Origin of the sequence: Nocardia sp. BMG111209 (assembly GCF_000381925.1) — a bacterium.
Taxonomy (GTDB): Bacteria; Actinomycetota; Actinomycetes; order Mycobacteriales; family Mycobacteriaceae; genus Nocardia.
In genome coordinates, this window is record NZ_KB907309.1 from 1,072,068 (window position 1) to 1,097,777 (window position 25,710).

Consider the following 25,710-nt stretch of genomic DNA (forward strand, 5'->3'; position numbering starts at 1 on the left):
GCGTTAAATCGGATGTCGGCGAGTCGGGTTGTAGGTGTCAACGATCCCGAGAGCCACAGTGGCGCCCGGAGCGGATTTGCGGAGCGGTTGGCCGGTTCCCGCGCGCACCAGTTCCACGTGAAACGATGACGACGCCCGCTCAACCGTAGGTGTCGCGCGGCCCGCGGCCCTTGATGTGCCGCTCACCCTTGCGCCAGCTGGGCGCCGCCGGGCCGCTGATCTTCAGCGTGGTGACCACGCCCTGACCGACGGCCGCGTTGATCTTCGCGAGCAGCTGGGACTGGAGCATCCGCAGCTGGGTCGCCCAGGCGGTGGATTCGGCCTGCACGCTGAGCACCCCGTCGGTCAGCGAGATCGGTGTCGCGTGCGAGGCGATGTCCTCGCCGACGACGGTCGGCCAGCGGCCGAACACCATGCCCTCGGCGACTCGGGTGGACCAGCCGCGGCTCTTGGCCAGCGAACCCGCCAGGCTGGAGAGCAGTTGGGGATCACGCTCGTCCGGCCGCGAGCCCGACCAGCCGCCACCGCGCCGGCGCAGCGCGCGCACTCCGCCGCGGCGCGGTGAGGCCCGGCCCTGACCGACCGCCTTACCGCTGGCCCGAGCCGCCGCCCGGGCCTCCTCCAGGGCTCGGCGGGCCAGATCGACGCCGCGCAGCGCGCCGTCGGGGGAACCTGGGGATGAATCCGCGGCCGGGACGTCGCCGGCGGCACCCGCCGGCGAGCCGGAGCCGGACGTCCGATACGACGAGTCGGTGTCGTGCTCGTAATCGTCGGTCATCGTCTGCGTCCTTCCCCGATACCGGTCCTGACGTGCTGATCCTCGGCGAATCGGGTCCCGGTGTGCAGGACACGGTAGCCGGTCGCGGCGGCCGGATCGATGTCTCGGCGGGTGTGTCGCGGGGCGCGTCGCGGGACGCCGGACGGGCAGCGCCGATCGGAGTTGTTCACAGTCAACCGGCGTGGCTGTGGACAACTTCGGCGGGCGCGCCGGACAGCTCCGGCCCGTCGGCATCGACCCGGGAGGTGCGACGGTCGGTCTCGCCGGCGGTCTCCACCCGGATCGGATTCGCCTCGAGTTCGGGCGGGACGTCCTCGGGGACCGCGGCGGTGATGAGTACCTGTTCGGCGCCGGCGGCGACGGCGGCCAGCGCGGACCGCCGTCGCCGGTCCAGTTCGGCGAACACGTCGTCGAGCAGCAGCACCGGATCGCTACCGGCGCTGCGCAGCAGTTCGAAGGCCGCCAGCCGCAGCGCCAGCGCGAAGGACCAGGACTCGCCGTGGCTCGCGAATCCCTTGGCCGGTGCGGAACCCAGCATGAGCTCCAGGTCGTCCCGATGCGGGCCGACCAGGCAGACGCCGCGTTCCAGCTCCTTCGGGCGGGCGGCGGTGAGTTCCCGCAGCAGTACGGCCTGCAGCTGTTCGACGTCGCCCGGATCGGGAGGCCGTCCGGGATCCAGATATTCCGCGGGCAGGTAGCCGCTGCGATATCCGATGGCCGCGGCCCGCGATTCGGGGGCGATGGACCGATACGCCTCGACCAGGTACGGGGCCAGCTCGTGGACCAGTGACAGCCGCTGGGCCAGCAGTTCGGCGCCGTGGACGGCGAGATGCCCGTCCCAGACGTCCAGCGTGCTCAGTTCGGTCCCGGCGGAGCGCGATCGGGCCTGCCGACCGGCGGTCTTCAACAACGCCGACCGCTGCCGCAGCACTCGGTCGTAGTCGGCCCGCACCGCGGCCAGCCGGGGCAACCGGGCTGTGCACAACTCGTCGAGGAAGCGGCGGCGCTCGGACGGATCGCCGCGGACCAGCGCGAGATCCTCCGGCGCGAACAAGACCGTCTGCAGAATTCCGAGGATCTCGCGGGTGCGACGGACCGGCGAGCGGTTGATCTGGGCCCGGTTCGCCGAACCCTGATTGAGTTCGACATCGATGCGCAGCTCGCGGCCGGAGTTGACCACCGTGGCCCCGACCCGGGCCCGGGGGGTGCCGATCCGCAGCAGCGGGGCCTCGGCGGCCACCCGGTGTGAACCGAGTGTGGACAAGTAACCGATCGCCTCGATCAGATTGGTCTTGCCGTTGCCGTTGGCGCCGAGGAAAACGGTGCGGCCCGCGGGGAGTTCGAGCTCGGCCTGCTCCCAGGAGCGGAAGTCACGCAGCGTCAATGACCGGATGTACACGCTACGCACCCCCTGCCGAGATTCCCGCCGGAGCTCGCCGACCGCTGGGTGATCCTGAGGATCGCGAGTTATCCACAGATTCATCAACACTGTCCACAGCTGAGGAGCAACTGTGGACACAGACCGTGGGCATCAGCCCGGCAGCCGCACCGGCATCAGCAGGTAGATGTACTTGCTCTCCAGCGCGGCGAAGGCCCCCGAGTCGAGTACGGCCGGCTCCTCCTCGGCCGTCGGGCACATTACCGCAGGGCGGCTGGGAGTGGTGAATCCGAAGGTCACCCGGTCCGAATGCAGGGCCGCCAAGCCGTCGTTGAGGTAACCGGGGTTGAACGCGATGGTCAGCGCCTCGCCCTGGAACTCGGCCTCGAGCCATTCCTCGGCCCGGCCCGCGTCGTCACCGCCGGCGGTCAGCCGCAGGCCCTGTTCGGAGAACTCCAGCCGGACCTGGGCGCCGCGCTCGGCGACCAGGGCGACACGCTTGATGGCCTCGATCAACGCACTCACCTGGAGGGTCGCGATCGAGGTGTGCTCCTTGGGGAGCAACTGGCGGAACTTGGGGAATTCCGCGTCGAGCAGGCGGGTGGTGGTACGGCGGCCGCCGTTGACGATGCCGAGCAGGCCGTCGGTGCCGGTGCCGAACGCCAGCTGCACCGGCAGATCGGAGGCGCCGAGCGTCTTCGCGGATTCGGACAGGGTGCGGGCCGGGACCAGGACCGCGGTCTCCACATCGGGACGGCCGGGCTGCCACTCCAGATGCCGCACGGCGAGCCGGAACCGGTCGGTGGCGGCGAGCACGATCTGCGAGCCGGAGAGCTCGACCCGGATGCCGGTGAGCATGGGGAGCGTGTCGTCGCGGCCGGCGGCGACGGCGACCTGGCCGACGGCCTGGGAGAACACATCCACACCGAGCTCACCGGTCTGCGGCGGCAGCTCCGGCAGCTGGGGATAATCCTCGACCGGCATGGTCGGCAGCGAGAACTTCGCACTGCCACAGGCGATCAGCACGCGGGTGCCGTCCACCGAGACGTCGACGGGCTTGTTCGGCAGGGCCTTGGTGATGTCGGCCAGCAGGCGGCCGGAGACCAGCACCTGTCCGGGCCCGGCGACCTCGGCCGCCACTCGCATCTGCGCGGAGACTTCGTAGTCGAATCCGGAGACCGTCAGCCCGCTCTCGTCGGCCACCAGCAGAACGCCACCGAGTACGGGCACCGGCGGGCGCGACGGCAGGCTACGGGCCACCCAGGCGACGGATTCCGCGAAATCCTCGCGAGCGACCCGAAACTTCATGCTTGCAAGCTCCATCGCCCGGTCTGTCCTCTCCAGTCTCGATAAAGGTCGTGATCTGTCGACTCGTCACTGCCGGCCGAACGGCTGCCGGCTCGAGCAGCGTGCTGAATCGGCCACCGACGACGTATCCACGGAGTGTGGCACAGGCGACCGACACCAAACCGTACTCGGGAGCGACCGTCATGGCTACGGCACCCCTCAACCCGGCGCGGCGCATTCGGGCACCGGCACGAACGCGACTCGGGTATCGGACGTCCGTCTCGTAGCCGGTCCGTTCATCTCCGCGCGATGCCCCCGGGTGCGAATCGCATCGGGATCCGTTCGCCCGCGCCGGGGTTCGCTGTCCTCCTTGCCGATCGTTCGCCGACTCGTCCCACTGCGGTCCGGCCGTTCGCTCCCGAGCCGACTTTCCACACACCCTGTTTTAGAAGAAGTTATTCAAGGAAGAGAACTGCAGTAGTAGTAGGCACTGTGGATTCTGTGGACTTCGGCCATATCCGCAGGTGGGAACGTGTGGCGGCATGGGGATGTCCGGCGGGTGTCTCGAGGATGAACGGGGAGACGCTGTGGACGCCGCGGAACTGTCCCACGGTCATCCTCGAGCCATCCTCGAGTTCTCCCCGGAGAACGGGCCGGTTGTACACACTGTGCGTAATCCGGTGCACAAGCAGGGGATTCCTCGAGGACTCCACCGGGACTCCTCGAGGAATCCACATGCCGAATCGGCCGTCCGCGCAGGTCAGGTCCCGTGGATGAATTCGCCTGTGGGAACTGTGGATCACTGCCTGTGGGCAAAGCCGCGCACGCCCTGTGCGCAGACCTGTGGGAAACCAGTGGACAACAACGGTTGTCCTCGAGGACTCCACAAGAATTCCTCGAGGACTCCACACCACGAAAAAGCCGATCCCCCCAGGTCAACCGGGGGGATCGGCTTGTGGAGAACGATCAGCGGGAACGCTGTTTGATTCGGGCTGTGAGTTCCTGAACCTGGTCGTACACGCGGCGCCGCTCGGTCATCTCCTTGCGTACCTTCTTCTCCGCGTACATCACCGTGGTGTGGTCGCGGCCGAACGCCTGCCCGATCTTCGGCAGCGACAGATCGGTGAGCTCCCGGCACAGGTACATCGCGATCTGCCGGGCCTGGGCCAGCGGCCGCGCCTTACCTGGGCCGGTCAGCTCCTCGAGCGTGGTGTTGAAGTACTCCGCGGTGACGGCCATGATCGTCGACGCGGTGATCTCCAGCGTGGTGGTGTCCGGCATCAGATCCCGCAGCACCACCTCCGCCAGCGACAGATCCAGCGGCTGACCGTTCAGCGAGGCGAAGGCGGTGACGCGGATGAGCGCACCCTCCAGCTCCCGGATGTTGCGCTCGACCCGGCTGGCGATGAGTTCCAGCACGTCGTGCGGCACGTCCAGCCGGTCCATCCGGGCCTTCTTGCGCAGGATGGCGATCCGGGTCTCGAGCTCCGGCGGCTGCACATCGGTGATCAGCCCCCATTCGAACCGGGTGCGTAACCGCTCCTCCAGGGTGGCGAGCTGTTTCGGCGGCCGATCCGAGGAGACGACGATCTGCTTGTTCGCGTTGTGCAGGGTGTTGAAGGTGTGGAAGAACTCCTCCTGGATGCCTTCCTTACCCTCGATGAACTGGATGTCGTCGACCAGCAGGATGTCGGTCTCGCGATAGCGGCGCTTGAACGCGACCTTCCGATCGTCGCGGAGGCTGTTGATGAAGTCGTTGGTGAACTCCTCGGTGGACACGTACTTGACGCGCATCCCCGGGAACAGGCGCTGGGCGTAGTGACCGGCCGCGTGTAATAAGTGGGTTTTACCCAAACCCGAAGCGCCCCAGACGAACAACGGGTTGTACGCACGCGCCGGCGCCTCCGCGATGGCGACCGCGGCGGCATGCGCGAAGCGGTTGGACGCCCCGATGACGAAGGTCTCGAAGGTGTATTTGGCGTTCAGGCTCGCCGCCGACGGCGCGGCCGCCTGCTGCGGCGGCTCCGGCGGCTTGTTGAAATAGGTCGGCCACGAGTTGCGGACGTTCACCACCGGCTCGTCGTCCTCGGCCTGATCCTCGATCGGGCGGCGGCCGACCGGCACCGCCGGGGCCGGCGGCGTCGGTTCCGGGGCGAACAACGACTCCTGCCGGGCGGCATCCGCGCCCCCGCGCATCGGGGGCAGGTCCAGGTCACGACGGGCGGGCCGCATGGACCCGCCCTCGTCATCGTCCGGCAATTCTCCGGCCACCGGTTGCGGTGGGAACGCGGGCTGGGGATAGTCCGGGCGCGTGGCGTAGTCACCGGGGGCGTGATAGCGCGGCGGTGCATAGTCGGCGGGGGTGGCGTAGTCCGGGGCGGCCGGGTAACCCACCGGTTCGCGCGGGGTTTCGCGGGGACGTTCGGGCCGGGAGGTGAGCCGGGCGTGGCGGGGTGAGGCGGCCGGCCGATCGACCGGCGGGGTGGCCGGCGCGGCGATGCGGACCCCGAGTCCCTCCACCTGGGGGCCGAGCCGGCGGGCCAGCGAACGGAGAATCGGCTCGCGCAGATCGCGTTCGATGGCCTCCTGGGCCAGTGACGACGGCACCGACAGCAGCGCGAAACCCTGGGCCACGGTCAGCGGCCTGACCAGGCCCAACCAGGCTTTCTGGGCGTTGCTCACCGGCGGGATGACCCCATCGGCCGAGCCGGTGGTGAGTTCGGCCACCACCTCGGGCCAGACGGCGGTCAACACGTTCTGCTCGTCGTCCACGTAGGTTTCCTCCCCGCAAGATAGATCGATAGGAGCAGACGGTGCCACGCCTGTGTCCGAAGCAGCACGGGCATCGGCACTGATCGGCGACGAGCCGTCCGGTGGGCGGGTGGCTGGTACGAATATGCCACTCCGGGGGTATTTCCACACAATTATCCACAGATGTGGAGAACCACAGTGCTGTGAGTTGCGCGGCTGGAGTTCGTCACTTGCCGAGGCACTTCGCCATCGATCAGCTAACTTCTGGCTACGCACAGTATCCGGGGTGTGAACCGGTAGCAAGGGACCGGTATCGACGCCGTGTCGCGGCACGTCGGGCCCGGTTTCGGCGGCCGCGGCAACCGTCCGCGCCGATACTCGGGCGGCGTGTCGGGGTACCCCGAGTTTGACCCTGCCGCAGCCGATCAGTACTCTCGTACAGTCACCCATTGCCCGAGGTGGCGGCTGCTTGCTGCCCGGGCCGCGATGGGCGTTGCGCCGATGGCGTGTCGATGAGTCCCCGACTCGACGACATCGCTCTGCGTCGCGAAGAACTGGTTTCACCGCACAAGCTACGGGTGCCTCGAAGGGCGCCCAATCGACTCGAGGAGTGTTGACCGTGGCCAAGGGCAAGCGGACGTTCCAGCCGAACAACCGTCGTCGTGCACGGGTTCACGGATTCCGTCTCCGGATGCGCACCCGTGCGGGCCGCGCCATCGTTTCGGCGCGCCGCGGCAAGGGCCGCGCCAAGCTCACGGCCTGATCCGTCGGCACCGGCATCATGCCCCGTCCGCCGTACGGTCCACTGCCTCCCTCCCCCCGTTACGCGCTCGGACACTCGGGTGTTGCCTGAGCCGTATCGGCTGCATCATCGTGCTGATTTCTCCCGGACGGTGCGCAGTGGCCGACGAGTCGGGAGGCATGATGTCGTCGTGCATCTACTGCAGCCGTCCCCGGCCGTGTCCGGGGACGAGCGGTATCCGGCTATCCGCGTCGGGGGGCCGCGGTTCGGATTGATCGTCAGCAAGGCGGTGGGCACCGCGGTGGTACGACACCGCGTGGCCCGCCGCCTGCGTCATATGTGCGCCGGTTTGATCGATGAGCTGCCCGATGGGTCGGACGTCGTCATCCGCGCGCTCCCCGGCGCCGCCGGTGCCTCTGCCGCCGAACTCGAGCGGCAGGTGCGGGCCGCGTTACGGCGGCTACTGCCCGAGAACCGTTCGGCCTCCCGTGACGGCTTTGATTCACGTGAAACATCGATGCAGGGTGACGGATCCCGGATGTCACGTGACACTCGAAGTATGACCGCCAGGGATACGGCCGAAGACCGGCCGTCATGACCGGATTCCGGATGGTGGCCCGGCTGCCCGTGAATCTGCTGATCTTTCTCATCGAGCTGTACCGGACCTACGTCTCCCCCACTCGCATGCCGGTGTGCCGGTTCACCCCCACCTGTAGCGAGTACGCGGTGACCGCGCTGCGCACCCGAGGACTGTTCGTCGGCCTCGGATTGACGGCCGTCCGATTGGCCAAGTGCGCGCCCTGGCACCCTGGTGGGTGGGACCCCGTTCCGGAGTCGAAGCGGCACCGCGCAGCCGCCCCGGTTGCGGATGCGGCCGTCAGCGTTCCGGCCGAGAACAGGTCGGCCGACGACAAGCCTTGGAATAGGTCTCCGCATGCGGTGACCGGCGACACGACCGACGGGAGTACATAGAGCCGTGCTCGACTTCATCTACTATCCGGTGTCCGGAATCTTGTGGTTCTGGCACCGAGTCTTCGGGTTTGCCTTCGGCATGGACAGCGGGCTCGCCTGGGCCCTTGCCGTGGTATTCCTGGTCTTCACGCTGCGGCTGGTGCTGTACAAGCCGTTCGTGAAGCAGGTGCGAACCACCCGGCAGATGCAGGAGCTTCAGCCGCAGATCAAGGCGTTGCAGGCGAAGTACAAGAACGACCGCCAGAAGATGGCGGTCGAGATGCAGAAGCTGCAGAAGGACCACGGCTTCAACCCGCTGATGGGCTGTCTGCCGGTGCTGGCCCAGGTGCCGGTCTTCATCGGTCTGTATCACGTCCTGCGATCGTTCAACCGGGTCGGCGGCAGCTCCGGCTTCGCCGGTTTCGGCAAGACTCCCGCCATGAGCGCGTACCAGAACGCGCACACCGCCAACTACCTCTTCGACGCCGACGACGTGCAGTCGTTCCTGCGGGCCCGCATCTTCGGGGCGCCCATCTCGGCGGCGATCACCACGCCCAAGGCTCAGCTGGAAGCGTTCGCCGATTACGGCGGCATCCCGCACATCGTGAATATGGCCGCGGTGGCGATTCCGCTGATGATCATCGCCGGCCTGGCGACGCACTTCAACGCGCGTGCCTCGGTGGCCCGGCAGACCGAAGCGGCGGCCGCCAACCCGCAGGCCGCCATGATGAACAAGCTCGCGCTCTACGTGTTCCCGCTCGGTGTGATGGTCGGTGGTCCGTTCCTGCCGATCGCGATCCTGCTCTACTGGGTGTCCAACAACATCTGGACCTACGGGCAGCAGCACCTGGTCTTCGGCCGGATCGATAAGGAAGAACAGGCGAAGAAGCAGGAGGCGCTGGATCGCCGTGCGCAGAACGCGCCCAAGCCCGGCGCCAAACCGCTCGATCCCAAGAAGAAATCCGCCGCCGTGGACGCTCCGATCATCGATGCGCCGACCGAGGACGACACCACCGCCCGCAACGGCCGGCCGAAGGACACCACGCCGACCGCCTCGCAGAACGGCTCCGCCGGGAAGACGTCGGGTAAGGCGGGCGCCTCGTCCGGCCGGCCGGGCCAGGGTAACCGGAAGCGGTCCGGGAATCGTGGCCGGCCGAATCAGAAGAAGCGCCGCTGACCCTGGGCATCCCGGTGCCGGCGGGGTCCGGTACCGGATTCGACGACGAATGATGCAGATGAAGGAAACGACACATGACTGTTGAGACCGACGGAGGGGACGCGACGGTGGCACTGGACACCTCGGCGGCGGACCCGGCGCAGACCGAACTGGATGCGGTCGGCGACGATGTGAACGACAGCGAGGAGGCGCTGATCGAGGAGGGCGAGATCGCCGGCGACTATCTCGAGCAACTGCTGGATGTGCTCGACTTCGATGGTGATATCGACCTGGACGTGGAGGGCGATCGGGCCGTCGTGAGCATCGACGGCGGCCGCGATCTGTCGAAGTTGGTCGGCCGACGTGGTGAGGTCCTCGACGCCCTCCAGGAACTGACCCGGCTGGCCGTGCAGCAGGCGACGGGTGTCCGTAGTCGCCTGATGCTCGACGTGGCCGGCTGGCGGGCCAAGCGTCGCTCGGAGTTGAGCACGCTCGGCTCCGAGGCGGCGCAGCGGGTGCTCTCCTCCGGTGAGCCGGAATCCCTGTCGCCGATGACCCCCTTCGAGCGCAAGATCGTGCACGATGCGGTGTCGTCGGTGGACGGGGTCACCAGCGAGAGCGAGGGCGCCGAGCCCAATCGCTATGTGGTGGTTCTGCCGAGCTGATCGACAGGTCGCTCATCGGGCCCCCGGTTCTCGGAACCGGGGGCCTTACTCTTGTCCGAGGTAAGCGGATCCGAAGGGAAGGATGTTTCACGTGGAACGAGGCCGGGACCAATCCCCCGCTGCGGCGGCGGATACCGAGGGTCCGGACGCGAACGTCACTGTGACATCGGAGCCGCCGGTGGTCGCCGCCCGAGTGTTCGGCGATCGGCTGCCGCTGGCGCGCCGGTATTGGGAGCTGCTGTCGACGGCGGGCGTCGAGCGCGGACTGATCGGCCCCCGGGAGGTGCCGCGGCTGTGGGATCGGCACATCCTCAATTGCGCGGTGCTCGGCGAACTCGTTCCGGCGGACGCCACCATCGTGGACATCGGGAGCGGAGCGGGACTGCCCGGCATCCCACTCGCGCTGGCGCGGCCGGATCTCCGGATCACGTTGGTGGAACCGCTGTTGCGCCGTACCGTCTTCCTGTCGGAGTTCATCGAATCGGCCGGCCTGCCGGTGGCGGTGGTGCGCGGCCGCGCGGAGGAGCCGGCCGTGCTGGCCGCGGCCGGCGAGGCGGATGTGGTGACCTCGCGCGCGGTCGCCCCGCTGGGCAAGCTGGCGCGGTGGTCGCTCCCCCTCGTTCGCGATCACGGCCGGATGCTCGCGCTGAAGGGGTCGAGCGCGGCGGAGGAGATCGAGCGCGATCGGGTGGAACTGACCCGGCTGGGTGGCGGCGCGGCCGAGGTGCTCGAATGCGGAGCCGGAATCGTCGATCCGCCGACGGTTGTCGTGAGCGTCGAACGGCTCCCCCGCCCATCGCGTACGGCGGGCGGAAAGCGCGGCCGGAACCGTCGCTGAGTCGGTCTCGGCGAGGCGATGTTTCATGTGAAACATCGCCGCACTCGGCGAGTCGCGCGATTCTGTGCGTGTCGCAACGGGATTGCTGCGGTTCAACTTCCGTATTGTGTCCGGTACTGGCAAGCTAAGTATCGTCGAGCGTGAGCGCATCCTCGCAGTGTCCGAAACCGCTCGCCGGACTGGTTCAGACAAGCTTCCGACGAGCTTCGGGCAGAGCGGATTACGTCCGCGCCTTGCTCAGCAGAGCCCTCCGGCTCCTGGAGCGATGCGGCACTGGTGCTGCGGCCGACACGCGTCTTGAAGTTCTTCGGTTAGGAGCCTGGGTATGTCGAACGGTCCAGCGAATGTTTCACGGGAAACAACATCGCGGGTGCCTGGAATGCTGGAAGGGAGCACCTACGAGTTGGACGAACTCAATCGAACCTCCTTCGGGAACATCTCTGCCGCTGATACCCCGATCGCCATCGAGGCGGAACGTGCCAGCCAGGTACTGCATCCTGGTTCCATGACGATCCCGAAGCCTCGCGAACAACGCATCATCACTGTCGCCAATCAAAAGGGAGGCGTCGGAAAGACCACCACGACCGTCAATCTCGCGGCGGCGCTCGCTCTGCAGGGTATGACCGTCCTCGTCATCGATCTCGATCCGCAGGGCAACGCGAGCACCGCGCTGGGCGTCGAGCATCACTCCGGCGTGCCGTCCAGCTATGAACTGCTCATCGGCGAGATTCCGGTGCAGGACGCGATCCAGCAGAGCCCGCACAACGAACGGCTGCTGTGCATTCCGGCGACCATCGATCTGGCGGGTGCGGAGATCGAACTCGTCTCGATGGTGGCCCGGGAGGGCCGCCTCAAATCGGCCATCCAGGAAGCGAATCTGGCCGGCTACGACATCGACTACGTGATGATCGACTGCCCGCCCTCGCTGGGCCTGCTGACGGTCAACGCGATGGTGGCGGCGAAGGAGGTGCTGATCCCGATCCAGTGCGAGTACTACGCGCTGGAGGGTGTGGGACAGCTGCTCCGCAACATCGGTCTGGTGCAGGCGCATCTGAATCCCGAATTGCACGTCTCCACCGTGATTCTCACGATGTACGACGGCCGCACGAAGCTTGCCGACCAGGTTGCCGACGAAGTGCGCGGGCATTTCGGCGACGTGGTGCTCCGCTCGGTGATTCCGCGCAGTGTGAAGGTTTCGGAGGCACCGGGATTCGGCATGACCGTCCTGGATTACGATCCGGGTTCCCGCGGTGCGATGAGCTATCTCGACGCCGGTCGCGAAATCGCTTCGCGGGCAGTCGTGCGTTGACCGTGCGTGGCGTGGTGGTAATTCAGGGAAAGGGGCCGGTGGGCCGATGAGTGGGGCGAAAAAGGGTGGTCTGGGACGGGGATTGGCCTCGCTGATCCCGACGGGTCCCGCCGAGGTACAGGGACTCGGTAATGCGGCGGCGAATACCGTGATCGGTCTCGACCCGATAGGTCCGCATCCCGCGTCGGCCTATCTGCACCGGGTGCCCGACCCGGTGGAATCGGAGGCCGGGGCGGTTTATCGGGAGATCTCGCCGGACGATATCGAGCCGAACCCCCGCCAGCCCCGCCAGGTCTTCGAGCAGGAGGCCCTGGACGAGCTGATCCATTCCATTCGTGAGTTCGGTCTGATGCAGCCGATCGTGGTGCGCCGGGTCGAAGGATCGGCGACGCCGCGCTATCAGATCGTCATGGGCGAGCGGCGCTGGCGCGCTTGCCAATCCGCCGGCCTGAGCACGATCCCGGCGATCGTCCGGGAGACCGCGGACGAATCCATGCTGCGCGACGCGCTGCTGGAGAACATCCATCGGGTGCAGCTCAATCCGCTCGAAGAGGCGGCGGCCTATTCCCAGCTGCTCGAGGAATTCGGGGTCACGCACGAGGAGCTGGCGAATCGGATCGGCCGATCCCGGCCCGTCGTCACGAATATGATCCGCCTGCTGAAACTGCCCATCCCGGTGCAGCGGCGGGTGGCGGCCGGCGTGCTGTCCGCCGGTCATGCCCGGGCGCTGCTCGGGCTCGAGGCAGGCGCCGAATCCCAGGAGAAGCTGGCCGAGCGGATCGTGGCCGAGGGGCTGTCCGTCCGCGCCACCGAGGAGGCGGTCACCCTCGCCAACCGCTACCCCGAACCGGATGCCCGTCCCGCGGCCAAGCGGAAGCCGATCCACGCCCCCGGGCTGGACAAGGTCGCGGAGCGCCTGGCGAACTCCTTCGACACCCGGGTGACGGTGACGATGGGGAAGAAGAAGGGACGCATCGTCGTCGAATTCGGCGACGTCTCGGATCTGGAACGCATCGTCGGCCTGATGGAACAGGCCGAGCTTCAGTGACCGATCGATAGACCCGAAAAAGGCGCGTGCACGCGAGATACTGGGCCCTGGCGTTGAAACGTCACTGTGACGATTCCGTTCGGGTATCGCCCGGTGATGGGCGGAGTGTCTCGGGTTGCCGTCGTCACAGACAGCGATGGAAATGAGGCGTCTTGGGTTTGATCGCATATTCTTGCTGGCGGGAAGCGTGAGTGTGGATGAATCGGACAGCTGGAGGCTGAGCAGAGCGGTGTCGACCAGCGTGACCGCACTAACTCTCGGCGGACTCGACAAACTCCCCACACATGCCCGGCGGTGTGTGTTCTGGGAGATCGACCCCGCCGTAGCCGAGGACTCTCGTGCATTCAGCGATCCGGTCTTCGAGAAGGAAGCATGGCTGTCGACGGTGCTGCTGGAATGGGGCTCCTGTGGACAGGTGGCCCTCGTCGACGGACAGCCCGCCGGATGCGCCCTCTACTCACCGCCCAGCGCGGTACCGCGGGCGGCATTGTTCCCCACCTCACCGGTGAGTCCGGATGCCGTCCTGCTGACCACGCTGCGGGCCGAACTCCCCCACCAGCCTGACGAGATAGCCGAACGACTCATCAAGGCCGTGGTGGCCGATCTGATGCGTCGTGGCGTGCGGGCCATCGAGGCGTTCGGCATCCGGCAGGATCCGACCGCGGTGACCCTGTCGGCCCGGGCGGAGGGTTCGATGCTGCTCATGGAGCGGATCGATACCCCGCCGACCGGATTCGCGCCGCCGGCGTCCGCGCACCGATCGTCCAATGGCGGCTGTACGCCGGACAGTTGCATGATCGCCGCGGACTTCCTGGAGGACGTCGGCTTCGAGGTGGTGGCGCCGCATCATCGGTTCCCCCGGCTGCGGATGGAGCTCGACAGCGACCATCTCTGGAAGGAGGACGTCGAGCGGGCGCTGGATCAGTTGCTGGCCGCCGCCTCGATGACCGCCCCGACCCGGATCGGTGCGGGACCGCCGCTGCGCGTCTAGACCACCGGAACCACGAAGCCCACCCGAAATCCGATTCGGGTGGGCTTCGTCGTTCGTGGGGATCCGGGCGAAAGATGCCCGGCCACCGTCAGATTCGCTCGGCAGCCGCCAGTTCCTCGGCGAGCAGTTCGGCGAAAGTGTAGGTGCCGGTGGGCTGGTCGTCCTGGCCGAGCAGGTACAGCCGCTTCACCGAGACCAGGATCGCCTCCGCGATGACATCGCGCATCCGCGGATTGGTCAATACCGCGGCATCGTATTCGTTGGTGAGATAACCGATGTCGACCTGCACGGTCGGCATCTTGGTGAGCCGCAGCAGATCCCAGGTGCGGGCGTGGGTCCGGCAGTCCTGCAAGGAGGTTCGGGCCACGATCTCGCGCTGGATGAAGCCGGCCAGCACCTGACCGATCATCGAGACCGAGCCGTGCGAATTGCCGAAATGGAAACTCGCGATGCCGTTGGCCAGCGGGCTCGGATTGGTCGCGCAGCGCAGCGAGATCATCAGATCGGCGTCGAAGGTGTTGGAGGTGTCGGCGCGTTCGGCGTCGGTGGGACCGGTGCCCCAGGGCCGCGACAGGAAGGTCTCCATGCCGGTGGCCGCCATCCGGCCCTCGAGTCGGCTGGCCAGATCCCAGAGGATCTCCGATTCGTACACGTCGCCGAATTCGGTCGGGACCGGATAGCCGTGGTCCGAACCGCCGAGGCCCGGATCGATCACGATCCGCTTGCCGCTGAGCTGCGGCCCGGCCCGGTGCACGACCTCCTCCTCGGCGATCCGATGCGGATTGCCGCCGGTGACCCGCGCGCCGAGCAGTTCCAGCGCACGCAGCGTATCCGGACCGCAGATGCCGTCGGCGGACAGCCCGATCTCGCGCTGGAACGCCGTCAGCCCGTCGTGGGTGTGCGGGCCGAAGTAGCCGTCGACCCGGTGCACGTAGAAGCCCAGATCCTGCAGGCGGCGCTGCAGGGTGGCGACATCGTCCCCGTACAGCGGCGCGGACAGCTGATAGATGAGAGTGCGTGCGCCCAGCCGATACGAGGCCTCCTTGAGCGCCCGATACGTCGCCGGGCCGACGACACCGTCGACCAGGAGACCTCGATGCTGCTGGAAGGCCCGCACCGCCGAGTCGAGATTCTCGTCGAAGCCGGCGTCGGCGTCCTTCCAGTACTCACCGTGGCCGTCGGCACCGGCGGCATGGGAGTGCAGGAAGCCTAGGCTTGCCAGAGTGCCCCGAACCTCGGCGACGGCAGGACCGGTGTCGCCGTGACGGAGTCGGTGCATGCGTCAGAGCCCTTTCCTTCTGCCAACCCAGGTACCCACTCGTGCGACGGCTCACACCCGCCGTCCGTCGCACGACCGGTGCCCGGCATCCTACCTGCCCGGGGTCAGATCACGTCGCCGAGTTCGCGCAGCAGGGCGGCCTTGCCCTTGGCGCCGACGATCCGCTTCGCCTCCTTGCCCTCCGTGAAGAGGACCAGGGTGGGCAGCGACAGAATGCCATAGTCCCGCGACACCGTCGGATTCGCATCGGCGTCGATCTTGGCGATGGTCAGCTTGTCCGAATGCTCTGCGGCGATCTCCTCCAGGACCGGGGCGACCATCTTGCAGGGGCCGCACCACGCCGCCCAGAAATCGACCAGCACCGGCTTCTCGCTGCCGAGCACCTCCTCCTGGAAGGTGGCGTCGGTGACGGTCTTGGTGGCGGAATCGGACATGGTTGTCTCCTCGAACTTGCTGGGCCGGGCCCGGCCGGCGACGTGCCGGACCGGATTCAGAGCGTGTTGGCGGCGATGTCGCCCTTCTCGGCGAGCCACCGCTCGGCGTCGATGGCCGCGCGGCAGCCGGTCCCGGCCGCGGTGATCGCCTGCCGGTAGGTGTGGTCGACCAGATCGCCGGCCGCGAAGACGCCGGGCAGCGTGGTGGCGGTGCTGGGCTGCTCGACCAGCACGTAACCCTCGTCGTCCACGTCGAGCTGACCGCGGACCAGATCGCTGCGCGGATCGTGGCCGATGGCGACGAACAGACCGGTCGCGGGCAGCTCCGAGGTCTCCCCGGTGCGGATGTCGCGCAGGGTCAGGCTCGTGACGGCGGTGTCGCCGTGCACCTCGGTGACCTCGGCGTTGGTGACGAAGCGGATCTTGTCGTTGGCCCGGGCGCGGTCCAGCATGATCCGGGAGGCCCGGAACTCCTCGCGGCGGTGCACGATGGTGACGCTGGTGGCGAACTTGGTGAGGAAGGTGGCCTCCTCCATCGCCGAATCGCCGCCGCCGATCACCACGATGTCCTGGCCCTTGAAGAAGAAGCCGTCGCAGGTGGCGCAGGCGCTCACGCCGCGGCCGAGCAGCTTCTGCTCACCGGGCACGTTCAGGTAGCGCGCGGCCGAACCCATGGCCAGGATGACGGCGTAGGCCTGATACGTCTCGCCGCCGACGGTGACCTTCTTGATCGGACCGGTGAGATCCATCTCATCGACGTCCTCGGTGCGGATATCGGCGCCGAACCGCTTGGCCTGCGCGCGCATCTGCTCCATCAGATCCGGGCCCATGATGCCGTCGCGGAAGCCGGGGAAGTTCTCCACCTCGGTGGTCGTCATCAGCGCGCCGCCGAATTGGGTGCCCTCGAACAGCAGCGGCTCGAGGTCGGCGCGGGCCGCGTAGACGGCGGCGGTATAACCGGCGGGGCCGGAGCCGACGATGATCAGGTCGCGAACTGGCGTACTCATGGAGCCCTTCCGAGGGGTTGGTCTGGTATCGAAAATCTGTGGCGGGCGTGTCGGACAACAACAGCGTAAACGCCGTTGTTCCCGGGCCCGTCCGGCAGCGCGCCCCGCGGCGGTCAGCCGATGTCGCGGGTCTCCAGCAGTTGCGGATCGCCGGGGCCACAACCGGGACCGACGACCAGGGCGGTGACGGTGGGCGGCTGCGGACCGGCCAGCAGGATCAGGACGGCGGGATCGCTGCCGTACCGGGTGTTCATGGCGCCGAGGACGGTGCGGTCGAGGCCCGCGGCGGCGGCGCACGCGGCGAGCGCGCCCGGCCGGGCCAGCGGGCCGGAGACATCGTTGCGGCCGAGCGCGTCGAGCAGTGCGGCGGCCGACAGACCGCCGGTGGGGACGGCGCTGTCGGCGTGCGGTGCGGTACTCGTGGCGGGCAGCGCATTCGGCGCGGCCGGGCGGTTGTGCACGGCGACCCCCACGCCCACCCCGCCCGCGGCGACCGCGGCGGCCGCCGCGACGGCCACACCCCAGCGCGGCCGGGGGACTTCCCGGCGGGGGGATCTCGGGCGCCGGGGCAACGGCAGTACCGCGGCCGTCGCGGCGGGCGGGCGGCCCGAGGCCAGCGCCGCGGGGTCGGCCCCGGCGGCGAGCGCGTCCAGCAGCCGATCCAGATTGGCGCTCACGCGCGGCGGAACGGGATGCAGGATCAGCGGATCGGTGCCGAGCCGGTGCAATTCGGTGCTGACGTCGTCGAGGGAACGCAGGAAACGCGTGGCCTCCGGATCGTCGCAGACCGCCGGTCGCAGTCGATCGGACAGCTCGGGTGCGAGATTGCCGGCGTGCAGATCGGCCAGCAGGGTCGGCGAGAACGGAGGTTGCGGCACCGGTCGAGCCGTCATTCTGCACACCTCCTCGGTCGGCGCTGCCACCTCGAAATATCTCGTCGCAAATTAAGACGTTGCGACGCTACCTCCGGTTCCCCGGTTCTCTCAGGAAGTCCAAATGTTGTTTGAGTCGTTCCCGGCCCCGGGCGCATCTGCTCTTGATCGTGCCCTCGGCCACCCCCAGCATCGCTGCGGCCTCGGCTACCGTATACCGCTCCAGATCGACGGCAACCAAAGCGGTGCGCTGCTCCGGTGGAAGCGCGAACAGCGCCGCGTCGACCACCATCGACATCTCCAGTTCGGCGAACTCGTCCCGTGCGGCGGCCGGCTCCCCCACCGCCTCGTCCGACAGCGACAGGCTGTGCCGGGACTTGTTGCGGCGGATCCGATCCAGGCACGCGTTGACCACGATGCGGTGCAACCAGCTGCCCACCCCGGCGTCGCCGCGGAAGGAGCCCGCGTTGCGATGCGCGGACAGCAGCGCGTCCTGCAACGAGTCGGCGGCGTCCTCCGGCGTGTACGACGTGCGCAACGCCAGCTGCCAGAGCCGGTCGTAGTGTCGGCGGAACAGCACGCCGAAGGCGTGCCGGTCCCCCGCGACATGTGCGGTGAGCAACTCCTGATCGGTGGCCGCCTCGCGATCGAACGAACGACGACGGACTACTGCGGATGACTCGGACGTCCCCCCGGCGTACCCATCGACATCGAACGGCAATACAAACCCCTAGGATCGGCGCAGACGACGGCGTCATTGCCCGGAACCGAGACGGGCAACCGTCGCATCCTTCGCGTCATCCAGGACCGAAACGCCAGATCCCAGGAAACTCCCTGCTGAGAGCGCGCTGAGAATCATATCGGCTGCGACGAACAGGCAGCAACCAGACGTACGGGGCGCGAAAGATTCGCACCCCTTCCACAAACGCGGCCGGGGGCCGTTACGGGGCGGCCTCGAAGCGGATGTCGCCGATCGAGGTCTGGTACTGACCACCGGAATTGGCCAGCGCGGTGATCCACACCAGCACGTACCGGGCCGGCTGGTCCGCGCGCACCGCGATCGAGGTGGCGCCGTCGGCCAGGGTCGCCTGGCCGATCAGCTGGGTCTGGTCGAGCGTGGTCGCCGCGGTGGGCGAGGTGCGGATCTCGACCACGGTGCCCGCGCTCGGCGAATCGATGGTCACCTTGGTGAGCTTGCTCGGACTGCCCAGCGTGGTCAGGATCCCGACGCCCTTCTTCAGCGCCGGGAACTGCTGGAAGTACTGATCGGTCCGCCACATGGTGGCCGGGTTGCCGTCCAGTACCGCGGTGACGTTGGCGGTGCCGTCCGGGGTGCCCTCCGGGGAGAACACCGACGCGGCCGTCACCGGCACCGGAACACCACCGGTGGCCGACTGCGGCGCACCCGGCGCGGCCGGGGCGCCACCGGTGGCCGGATCGGCCGGCGCCGTATTGGCCGTGGTGAGGCCCAACTGACGCTGCTCGTTGAGCGGGGCGTTGGAGGAGCTGGGCGCGAAGACGCTCAGCAGCCACCAGATGATCACGCCGACCGCCAGCGCCGCCAGGATGCCGAGACCGACCAGCACCCACACCATGCGCTGCGAGCGTTCCTTCTCGGCCGCCAGCAGCTCCGGATCGGCGAGCGAATCGCTGGGTGCGGTCGCCCGCTGGCCCAGCCGCAGCACCGGGATGAAATCGGTCTTCTGGTCGACGACCGAGGCCTGCTCCAGCACGTGCTGCACCGTCGCGGCGGTCCGCACACCCTTGTTGGACTCCAGCGAGCGCACCGCGACCGCGGAGATCTCGAAGGGCACCTCGGGCCGGATCTGCCGCGGCTCCACCGGCGTGCCGTCCGGGCCGAAATCGGCCAGCGGCAGCCCGCCCACGGTCGCGGCGGCGCCGGAGACCCCGCCGACCCGGATCGGCCAGCGGGCGGTCATCAGCGCGTAGAGCATGGCGCCGAGGCCGCGCACATCCGCCTGCGGCTCCGAATCCGACAGCGTGCCGGGGAAGGCCAGGACCGCGTCACCGGAGGCGCTGATGCGCACCCGGTCCGGATGATCGATGGACAGCGAACCACCGCCGCGGTGCGCCAGCTCGGCCGCGGCGGCGAGCGCCCGGATGGCCCGGGCCGCGCCGATCGGCGACGGCCTGGTCTCGGCCATCTCCCGCAGCGATCGGCCGGGTGTCCACTCGGCCACCACGATGCCGCCGGAACTGCCGCGCACCACATCCAGTACGCGGGCCAGGCCCGGCGAGTTGATCCGGCCCAGCCGCAGCGTGCGCGACAGGATGCCCTGCGGGCCGTCCTGGCCGGAGTTGTCGGTGGCCTTCTGATCGGCGTCGACGAAGGTCAGGGCGACCTCGCGATCGAGCTTCACGTCCAGGGCCTGCCAGAAGCGCAGGCCACGGGCGCCGCCGTGATCGGCCAGCAGCCGGTAGCGGCCACCGGCCACCGAGGCGCCCGGGATCAGCTTCGGCCCGCGCTGTAGTCGCCGCATCGGCGGTTCCGTCCGCATCGGCGGCATCTCCGGCGAGACCGGCGACATCATGCCGGTGTCGTAGACCGGATCGCGGGACGGCACCAGGCCGGGAACCCCGGCATGCTGCTCGGCCGGCGGCTCCCTGTGGTCGCCGGCGTGCCGGTCGTCCGACGGCACGCCGGCGGGCTGGACGTCGTCGGTGCGCACAGCGCCCGCCGCGGCAGCAGCATCGGCGGCCGGTACGGCACCCGCCGCGTCGTCGCTCACGCTGGTTCCTCCTTCGCCCTGGTGTGTCGTGGTCCGATATCCCGGCGTCGCACCAAGCCCGTCGCCGGTTTGTCCATGTTCCGCATCCGCGCGAGTACCCGTTTCGTCATGGTGGGAGTCCGGGTCCTGCCGGTGAGTGCCGGGTTCGGCATTTGCGTTTCTCTGCCGAACAGGGTACGGGAACTCACCCGTGCCGGTGCGGTCAACCGCACCGGGTCGAATGACCGGCAGCACCATGGTCTGGGTATCCATGTACGGCTCGTACCGGTAGTAGTACGGCGCGGCGTCGAACCGCGGCAGCACCATGGTGTCCTGCATGTCGGCATCCGGATCGCCGAGGGCCAGATCCGGGGCCGGTGCGGTGATGCCGAGACGCCGCGAGATCGAGACGGTGATCGACACGATCTCCGGGATACCGATCAGGCGCATCAGCCCGAAAGCGACGCCGAACATGACCACCGCGTCGACGACCACCCGGAACATCGAACCGCTCACGCTGTGCAGCCGGGGCAGTCCGAGCAGCTGGTCCACGATCACCGTGACCGCCGCGCCGGCCACCGAGGAGAGCACCACCCGGGTGATGGTCCGGCCGACGTTGGTCATCCGGAGATCTCCCAGGCTGCGGTGCAGCAGCCAGCCGCCGATGATCGCACCGGCGATGTACCCGATGCCGTTGGCGACGCTCAGCGCGATCACCACGTGGTCCTCGGGCACCACGATCGGCGCCAGCGCCGAGAGCGCGATCCGGACCGTGGTGATGCCCAGGATGATCCAGGTCGGCGTCCAGGCCTGTTCCCGGGCGTAGAAGACCCGCAGATGGATCAGCACCAGCGCGTACGGGATCAGGGTGAAGGCGGACCAACTGACCGTCTCGCCCAGCCGGGTGGCCTCGGCGTGACCGAAGTGCCCGTAGCCGTAGAGCGCCTTGCCGACCTGCGGGCCCGCGACGGTGAGGAACAACACCACCGGCAGCAGGGCGATCATGGTCAGCCGGGTCGCGGTCGAGAGATCGTCGACGACGGCCGGATTGTCGTCGGCCGCGGCGTCGCGGCTCAGCCGCGGCATGATCGCGGTCAGCACGGTCACGCCCAGCACGCCGTACGGCAACTGCAACAGCAGCCAGGCGTTGTTGTAGATGGCCGGGCCGGCGACGTCCGCGTGCGAGGAGATCCGGGTACCGAAGACGAAACCGGCCTGGCTGATGAAGACGTAGAGGATGACCGCGGTGGCCATGCCGCCGAACTGCTTCAGCCGGGCGTCGACACCCCACAGCGGGCGCAGATTTATCCCGGCGCGCCGGATCGGCGGTAGCAGGCTGAGCACCTGGACCAGGACGCCGAGCGTCACGCCGACCCCGAGGATCAGCAGTTTCGGTTCGCCCATCCGCACCGGATGCAGCGAGATCTCGCCGGGTGTGAGCGCGTACATGCCCAGTACGACGAGTACGACCACGTTGTTCAGCACCGGTGCCCAGGCGCCGGGCTTGAAGATCTCGTGCGTGTTCAGGATCGCCATCAGCAGCGACGACATGCCGTAGCAGAGGATGGCCGGCAGCAGCAGATAGGCCAGCGCCGTGGTCAGACCGGTGCTGACCTTGCCGTCGTCGGACAGGAAGATGTACTTGATCAGCAGCGGCGCGGCCGCCGTGCAGAACAGCGCGGCTGTGGCGAGTACCAGGAAGGCCGTCGTCACCAGCCGCCGCACGAAGGCGGCGCCGCCGTCGGCATCCTCCTTCTCGGCCCGGACCAGGGTCGGCACCACGAACGCGGTCAGCACCGCGCCGAGCACCAGCTGTTCCACCATGGTCGGGATCTGGCTGGCGACGGTGAAGGCGCTGGCGATGGCCGGGCCGAGCACGGTCAGCAGCAGCAACTGCTTGCCGAAACCGGTGATCCGGCTGATCAGCGTCGCGATCGCGATCGAACCGGAGGCGCTGAGCAGTCGCGAGTTCGGATTGGCGGCCGGGCGCACCGCCAGCTGCGTGGCGGTGCGCGGATGGCCGCCGACGCGCTCCGGACGGGGTGCGTCGGGCCGCGGCCGGGCGATCCGTTCGGTCGGGCCGGTCGACAGCGCGGCCGGGTGGTAGCGATAGCCGGCCTCACCGGGGTCGGCGGGCGGCTGCCCGCGATGCGGGGGCCGAGCGCCCGGCGGCATCGGACGGCCGCGGGCGGGTTCATTCGGCGGTACCCGGTGCATCGGCCGGCTCGGCGGTCCGGATTCGAACGGCTCACCGGGTGCGGGCCGATGGGGCATCCCGTTGTGCGGGGGGGCGTTCGGCGGGACCGGGCGCATCGAGCCGCTGGGCGGGCCCTGTCGCGACGGATCGCCAGGCGGTGCCGGGCGCAGGGGGGCGCCGGGCGGCGGCTCCCGCCGCGGCGGGTTCGGCGGGATCGGGCGCGGGGAACCACCGGGCGGGCCCTGCCGGGGCGGTGCGCCGGGCGGTATCTGTCCCGGCGGGACCGGGCGGACCGGGGGCCGGTGGTCCGGATCGACCGGCGGCGGTGGGCGGTGCCCGGGCGGGACCTGCGGCATCGGGCCGGTCAGCGGGACCTGCCGCCGGGACACCCCCGGCGGTACCTGCTGCGGTACCTGCGGTAACGGCCGGTTCGGCGGCGGTCCGTCGGCGCCGTCGGGATTGGGCCCGCGTTCCCACGGCGCCGCGGGCGTGCGCCGTGGCGGCGGGCCGTCGCCGTCGCGGCGGGGGCCGTCGTAGTCGTTCACCACGCCTCCCGCAGCGGCCGGGCGGCAGCACGCCGGGTGTACGCGCGGATCGGCCGAGCGATCAGCGGCAGCGGCCCGACCGGCACGGCGATCGTGGCGACCGATCTCGAGATATCGCCGTCGCTCATCGTGCCTCCTGTCGCTGCGTCGCCCGCGTCCGCGCGCGTCCGTACCGGTTGACCCGGCGTCGCTTGCCCGGGTCCAACCCTTCGTCGGCCGGATCGGGTTGCCCCCGGAACCGGCGCCACAGACGACGACCGGCCAGTAGCAACAGTAGTGCTCCGGCGCATGCGGTAATTATCGCCAACGCCTGACCGTAGGCGTTGGAGCGAACCGACACCGATGTCGCATTTCCGAGCGGAACCGATCCGGGCGTGGTCAGCGAGATCGGGATCACCAGGTTGCGCTTGTCGCTGACCTGGGTCGGGATCTGGAACGACCGGGTGCCCTCGGCCGGCAACTGCTGCTCGCCGATATCGGTGATGGTCGCCTCGGCCGGCGCATCGATCTTGAACCGGATCCGCACCGCGACCGGCAGATCGTTGCGCGCGACCAGCAGCAGCGGACTCTGTTCGGAGGCGAGTGTGTACACCCCGCCGGGCGGCAGCACGGTCACCGACCGGTACAGCCCGTCCATGGTGTGGGTGGTCTGGTCGAGCCGGCGGCGCGCGGCGGTCTCGCCCTGTTCACCGGTGGCGTTGCGATCGGACAGGCTCAGCGCCCGGACCAGATCGTCGCGCAGCGGGGTGAGGAAGGTGCGCGGGGTGGGCTCCTGCTGCGGCACCTCGACCAGCGCGCCCATCAGATCGGTGATCCGCTGCCCCTGGTCCCGGACCGGATCGTCGTAGGCGGCGGGCACCGCCTCGTCGGCGGTCTCCGCGAGATAGTTCACGTCGAACGGCCGCGGATCCGCCGGCTGGGCGAGCAGATCCTGGAACGAGCGCGGGGTCGCCAGGCCGTTGCGGATCAGCAGCTCCACCTGGTTGAGCAGCGCGGTCGCCTCGTCCCGGTTGGCGCTCCACTGCTGCGGCGGCGCCAGCAGGGCCGAACGCCGCGGCGACTGGGGATTCACCGCCGACCACGACAGCGCGGCGAGCGCGTCCTGCAGCCGGGCCGCGCGGGAGTCGTTGTTGACGTCGTAGCGGACCCGCTCCGGGGTGAACGACGGCGTCGGCGGATTCGAGCCGACCGCGGCGAGCGCGGTCGCCGACCAGATGTCGAAGGTGGCGGCCTTCAGGCCCACCGGGGCGGCCGCGGGGGTTCCGGCCACCGGCGGCGCGGTGGGTGCCGGGGCGGAACTCGGCGCGGCGGTCGCCGGGGGTGCGGCGGCCGGTGCGCCGCCGGGCGGATTCGCGACGGCGGGCGTGGACCCCGGTGCGGGCGGCGGGGCGGGCAACTGCACCAGCTCGGGCGTGTCGGCCTCGGGACCGGTCAGCGCCGCGGTGCTGTGCGCGTCACCGGGAGCGGAACTCACCGCCGCGTTGTGCGCGTCCGGCGTGCTGACCGCGTTGTCCGCCAGGATCGTGCTGGTGTAGCCGTGCCGGGACAGCAGCGTCGCCGCATCGCCGTCGATACTGCCCGCGGTGGGCAGCGCGACCCCGCGCACGGATTTGATCGACAGGATCGAGTCGACGATATCCGCCGGTGCGTCGATGGCCCGGGCGGTGACGCCGGGATCGTGGACCGCGGCCAGTGCGGTGGGGTCGGCCTGGGCGAACGGCAGTGCCACCGTGCACATCGATCCGGCCAGGGAGTGCAGCCGGTCCAGCCAGGTCTTGGCGGCGTGCGCGCCGGAGCCGTCGCGGGTCGAGCCGTCCGGATCCGAGGGGCTGGCCAGCACCCGGTAGCCGTCGGTCATCGCGGACACCGTGATCAGCAGGTCCGGATCGATCGCCAGGCACAGGGCCGAGGCCAGGCCCGGACCGGTGTGCGAGGGATCCAGGCCGGTATCGGGGTGCAGCACCGATTCCAGGGCGGCCAGCAGCTGATCCAACCGGCCGCCGGTGGCCAGTTCGCCGGCCAGTTCGTCGTCGGTGAGCAGCGCACGGCCGTCCACCGAGCCGGGGATGCCGGCCACCAGGCGGGGACGATCGGCCAGCGGCCACAGCAGGGTGGTGGCGACCGGGGTGTCGGGCGGCGCGGGTACCGGCGGCAGCCCCGAACCCTTGGCGTCGCCGTCCGGAATCGCCGGCAGGCCCAGGATCGGGACCAGGAAGCGGGCATCGTCGAGGCGGGCCTGGCCACCGTAGGCGGGCTGGCCGTTGACGTTCAGCAGCACCGGATAGACGCCGGGATCGCTGATGTCCAGTGCGCCGGTGACCGCGTTGCCGGCGCCGGCCATCCCGGGCCGCACGCCGATCCGCAGCGTGAACTGTTTGCGCTGGCCGGGTGTCAGCTCGTCGGCGACGTCCTGGAAGGGGGTGGTCACGACGTCGTAGTCGCTCTGGTCCGGCCGCAGCGAGGAGCGCAGGCCGCCGGGATTACCGATCGCGGCGCCGCGCTGCACCCGCACGCTGATGTCGTCGACGTTGCGGTCGCCGATGTTGGTGACGGTCCCGACGATCACGAGCACCGCCGAGGTCGAGGTGGTGACCGTGTTCGGCGTCACCGAGTCGATGGTGAGCTTCAGAAATTTCGGCGTCGTGGAGCCGGTACCCGACGCCGGCTGCGCGCCGGTCGGAGCGGCACCCGGAATTCCCAGTACCCCCAGAACGACCAGCACAATGCCGAGAAACATCGGCGCCCGGCGACGC

20 protein-coding genes and 1 pseudogene are annotated in these 25,710 nt (G+C 69.1%); 9 read left to right on the plus strand and 12 right to left on the minus strand.

Going from position 1 to position 25,710, the window contains the following annotated elements:
• Nucleotides 1–139: 139 nt before the first annotated feature.
• From G361_RS0136025 to dnaA, 4 genes are all read right to left on the minus strand, one after another.
• On the minus strand, nt 140–778 hold the full coding sequence (locus tag G361_RS0136025) for a DUF721 family protein (RefSeq protein ID WP_019932004.1): 639 nt from the start codon (nt 776–778) through the stop codon (nt 140–142).
• A gap of 172 nt (nt 779–950) precedes the next feature.
• Complete coding sequence (gene recF / locus G361_RS0136030) at nt 951–2,177, minus strand: DNA replication/repair protein RecF (protein ID WP_019932005.1); 1,227 nt, start codon at nt 2,175–2,177, stop codon at nt 951–953.
• Nucleotides 2,178–2,309: 132 nt separating this feature from the next.
• A complete protein-coding gene (gene dnaN, locus G361_RS0136035; RefSeq protein ID WP_026343921.1) occupies nt 2,310–3,479 on the minus strand; it encodes a DNA polymerase III subunit beta in 1,170 nt (389 codons plus the stop codon).
• A 930-nt stretch (nt 3,480–4,409) separates the two neighbouring features.
• Nucleotides 4,410–6,215 (minus strand): chromosomal replication initiator protein DnaA, encoded by a 1,806-nt coding sequence (dnaA, locus tag G361_RS0136040; RefSeq protein WP_019932007.1) that lies wholly within the window; start codon nt 6,213–6,215, stop codon nt 4,410–4,412.
• Between the two features lie 598 nt (nt 6,216–6,813).
• On the opposite strand from dnaA, the gene rpmH reads away from it, so the two are divergent.
• The 9 genes and pseudogenes from rpmH to G361_RS45960 all read left to right on the plus strand — a co-directional run bounded on the left by rpmH (nt 6,814) and on the right by G361_RS45960 (nt 13,894).
• Nucleotides 6,814–6,957, plus strand: coding sequence for a 50S ribosomal protein L34 (gene rpmH / locus G361_RS48840; protein ID WP_033085250.1), 144 nt, complete (start codon nt 6,814–6,816; stop codon nt 6,955–6,957).
• A gap of 79 nt (nt 6,958–7,036) precedes the next feature.
• Nucleotides 7,037–7,399: pseudogene (gene rnpA, locus G361_RS48845) on the plus strand (ribonuclease P protein component); the annotation flags it as partial.
• 131 nt (nt 7,400–7,530) lie between these two features.
• Nucleotides 7,531–7,908 carry a membrane protein insertion efficiency factor YidD gene (gene yidD / locus G361_RS0136050; protein WP_019932009.1) on the plus strand — a complete coding sequence of 126 codons (378 nt, stop codon included), beginning with the start codon at nt 7,531–7,533 and terminating at the stop codon, nt 7,906–7,908.
• 4 nt (nt 7,909–7,912) lie between these two features.
• Nucleotides 7,913–9,064 carry a membrane protein insertase YidC gene (yidC, locus tag G361_RS0136055; protein WP_019932010.1) on the plus strand — a complete coding sequence of 384 codons (1,152 nt, stop codon included), beginning with the start codon at nt 7,913–7,915 and terminating at the stop codon, nt 9,062–9,064.
• Between the two features lie 74 nt (nt 9,065–9,138).
• Nucleotides 9,139–9,708 (plus strand): protein jag, encoded by a 570-nt coding sequence (locus G361_RS0136060; RefSeq protein ID WP_019932011.1) that lies wholly within the window; start codon nt 9,139–9,141, stop codon nt 9,706–9,708.
• 82 nt (nt 9,709–9,790) lie between these two features.
• Entirely contained in the window at nt 9,791–10,546 is a 756-nt protein-coding gene (gene rsmG, locus G361_RS45955; protein WP_081635742.1) for a 16S rRNA (guanine(527)-N(7))-methyltransferase RsmG, read from the plus strand.
• 379 nt (nt 10,547–10,925) lie between these two features.
• On the plus strand, nt 10,926–11,855 hold the full coding sequence (locus G361_RS0136070) for a ParA family protein (protein WP_019932013.1): 930 nt from the start codon (nt 10,926–10,928) through the stop codon (nt 11,853–11,855).
• Nucleotides 11,856–11,901: 46 nt separating this feature from the next.
• Nucleotides 11,902–12,903, plus strand: coding sequence for a ParB/RepB/Spo0J family partition protein (locus G361_RS0136075; RefSeq protein WP_026343924.1), 1,002 nt, complete (start codon nt 11,902–11,904; stop codon nt 12,901–12,903).
• Nucleotides 12,904–13,132: 229 nt separating this feature from the next.
• On the plus strand, nt 13,133–13,894 hold the full coding sequence (locus G361_RS45960; protein ID WP_036496195.1) for a hypothetical protein: 762 nt from the start codon (nt 13,133–13,135) through the stop codon (nt 13,892–13,894).
• 88 nt (nt 13,895–13,982) lie between these two features.
• Here the strand turns inward: G361_RS45960 and G361_RS0136085 are convergent, their stop codons facing one another.
• From G361_RS0136085 to G361_RS0136120, 8 genes are all read right to left on the minus strand, one after another.
• Entirely contained in the window at nt 13,983–15,173 is a 1,191-nt protein-coding gene (locus G361_RS0136085) for an N-acetylmuramoyl-L-alanine amidase (RefSeq protein WP_019932016.1), read from the minus strand.
• 104 nt (nt 15,174–15,277) lie between these two features.
• Nucleotides 15,278–15,607: a thioredoxin gene (trxA, locus tag G361_RS0136090; protein WP_019932017.1), complete on the minus strand. Its 330-nt coding sequence runs from the start codon at nt 15,605–15,607 to the stop codon at nt 15,278–15,280.
• A gap of 56 nt (nt 15,608–15,663) precedes the next feature.
• Nucleotides 15,664–16,614, minus strand: a complete 951-nt coding sequence (trxB, locus tag G361_RS0136095) for a thioredoxin-disulfide reductase (protein WP_019932018.1) — start codon at nt 16,612–16,614, stop codon at nt 15,664–15,666.
• A gap of 113 nt (nt 16,615–16,727) precedes the next feature.
• Nucleotides 16,728–17,507 carry a hypothetical protein gene (locus tag G361_RS0136100; protein ID WP_019932019.1) on the minus strand — a complete coding sequence of 260 codons (780 nt, stop codon included), beginning with the start codon at nt 17,505–17,507 and terminating at the stop codon, nt 16,728–16,730.
• A 67-nt stretch (nt 17,508–17,574) separates the two neighbouring features.
• Entirely contained in the window at nt 17,575–18,108 is a 534-nt protein-coding gene (sigM, locus tag G361_RS0136105; protein WP_019932020.1) for an RNA polymerase sigma factor SigM, read from the minus strand.
• Nucleotides 18,109–18,427: 319 nt separating this feature from the next.
• Nucleotides 18,428–22,432, minus strand: a complete 4,005-nt coding sequence (gene murJ, locus G361_RS0136110; RefSeq protein WP_155982035.1) for a murein biosynthesis integral membrane protein MurJ — start codon at nt 22,430–22,432, stop codon at nt 18,428–18,430.
• A 521-nt stretch (nt 22,433–22,953) separates the two neighbouring features.
• On the minus strand, nt 22,954–23,085 hold the full coding sequence (locus G361_RS51545; RefSeq protein ID WP_019932022.1) for a hypothetical protein: 132 nt from the start codon (nt 23,083–23,085) through the stop codon (nt 22,954–22,956).
• Nucleotides 23,082–25,694 (minus strand): hypothetical protein, encoded by a 2,613-nt coding sequence (locus tag G361_RS0136120; RefSeq protein ID WP_019932023.1) that lies wholly within the window; start codon nt 25,692–25,694, stop codon nt 23,082–23,084. The genes G361_RS51545 and G361_RS0136120 overlap by 4 nt, the downstream gene beginning before the upstream one ends.
• Nucleotides 25,695–25,710: the final 16 nt, after the last annotated feature.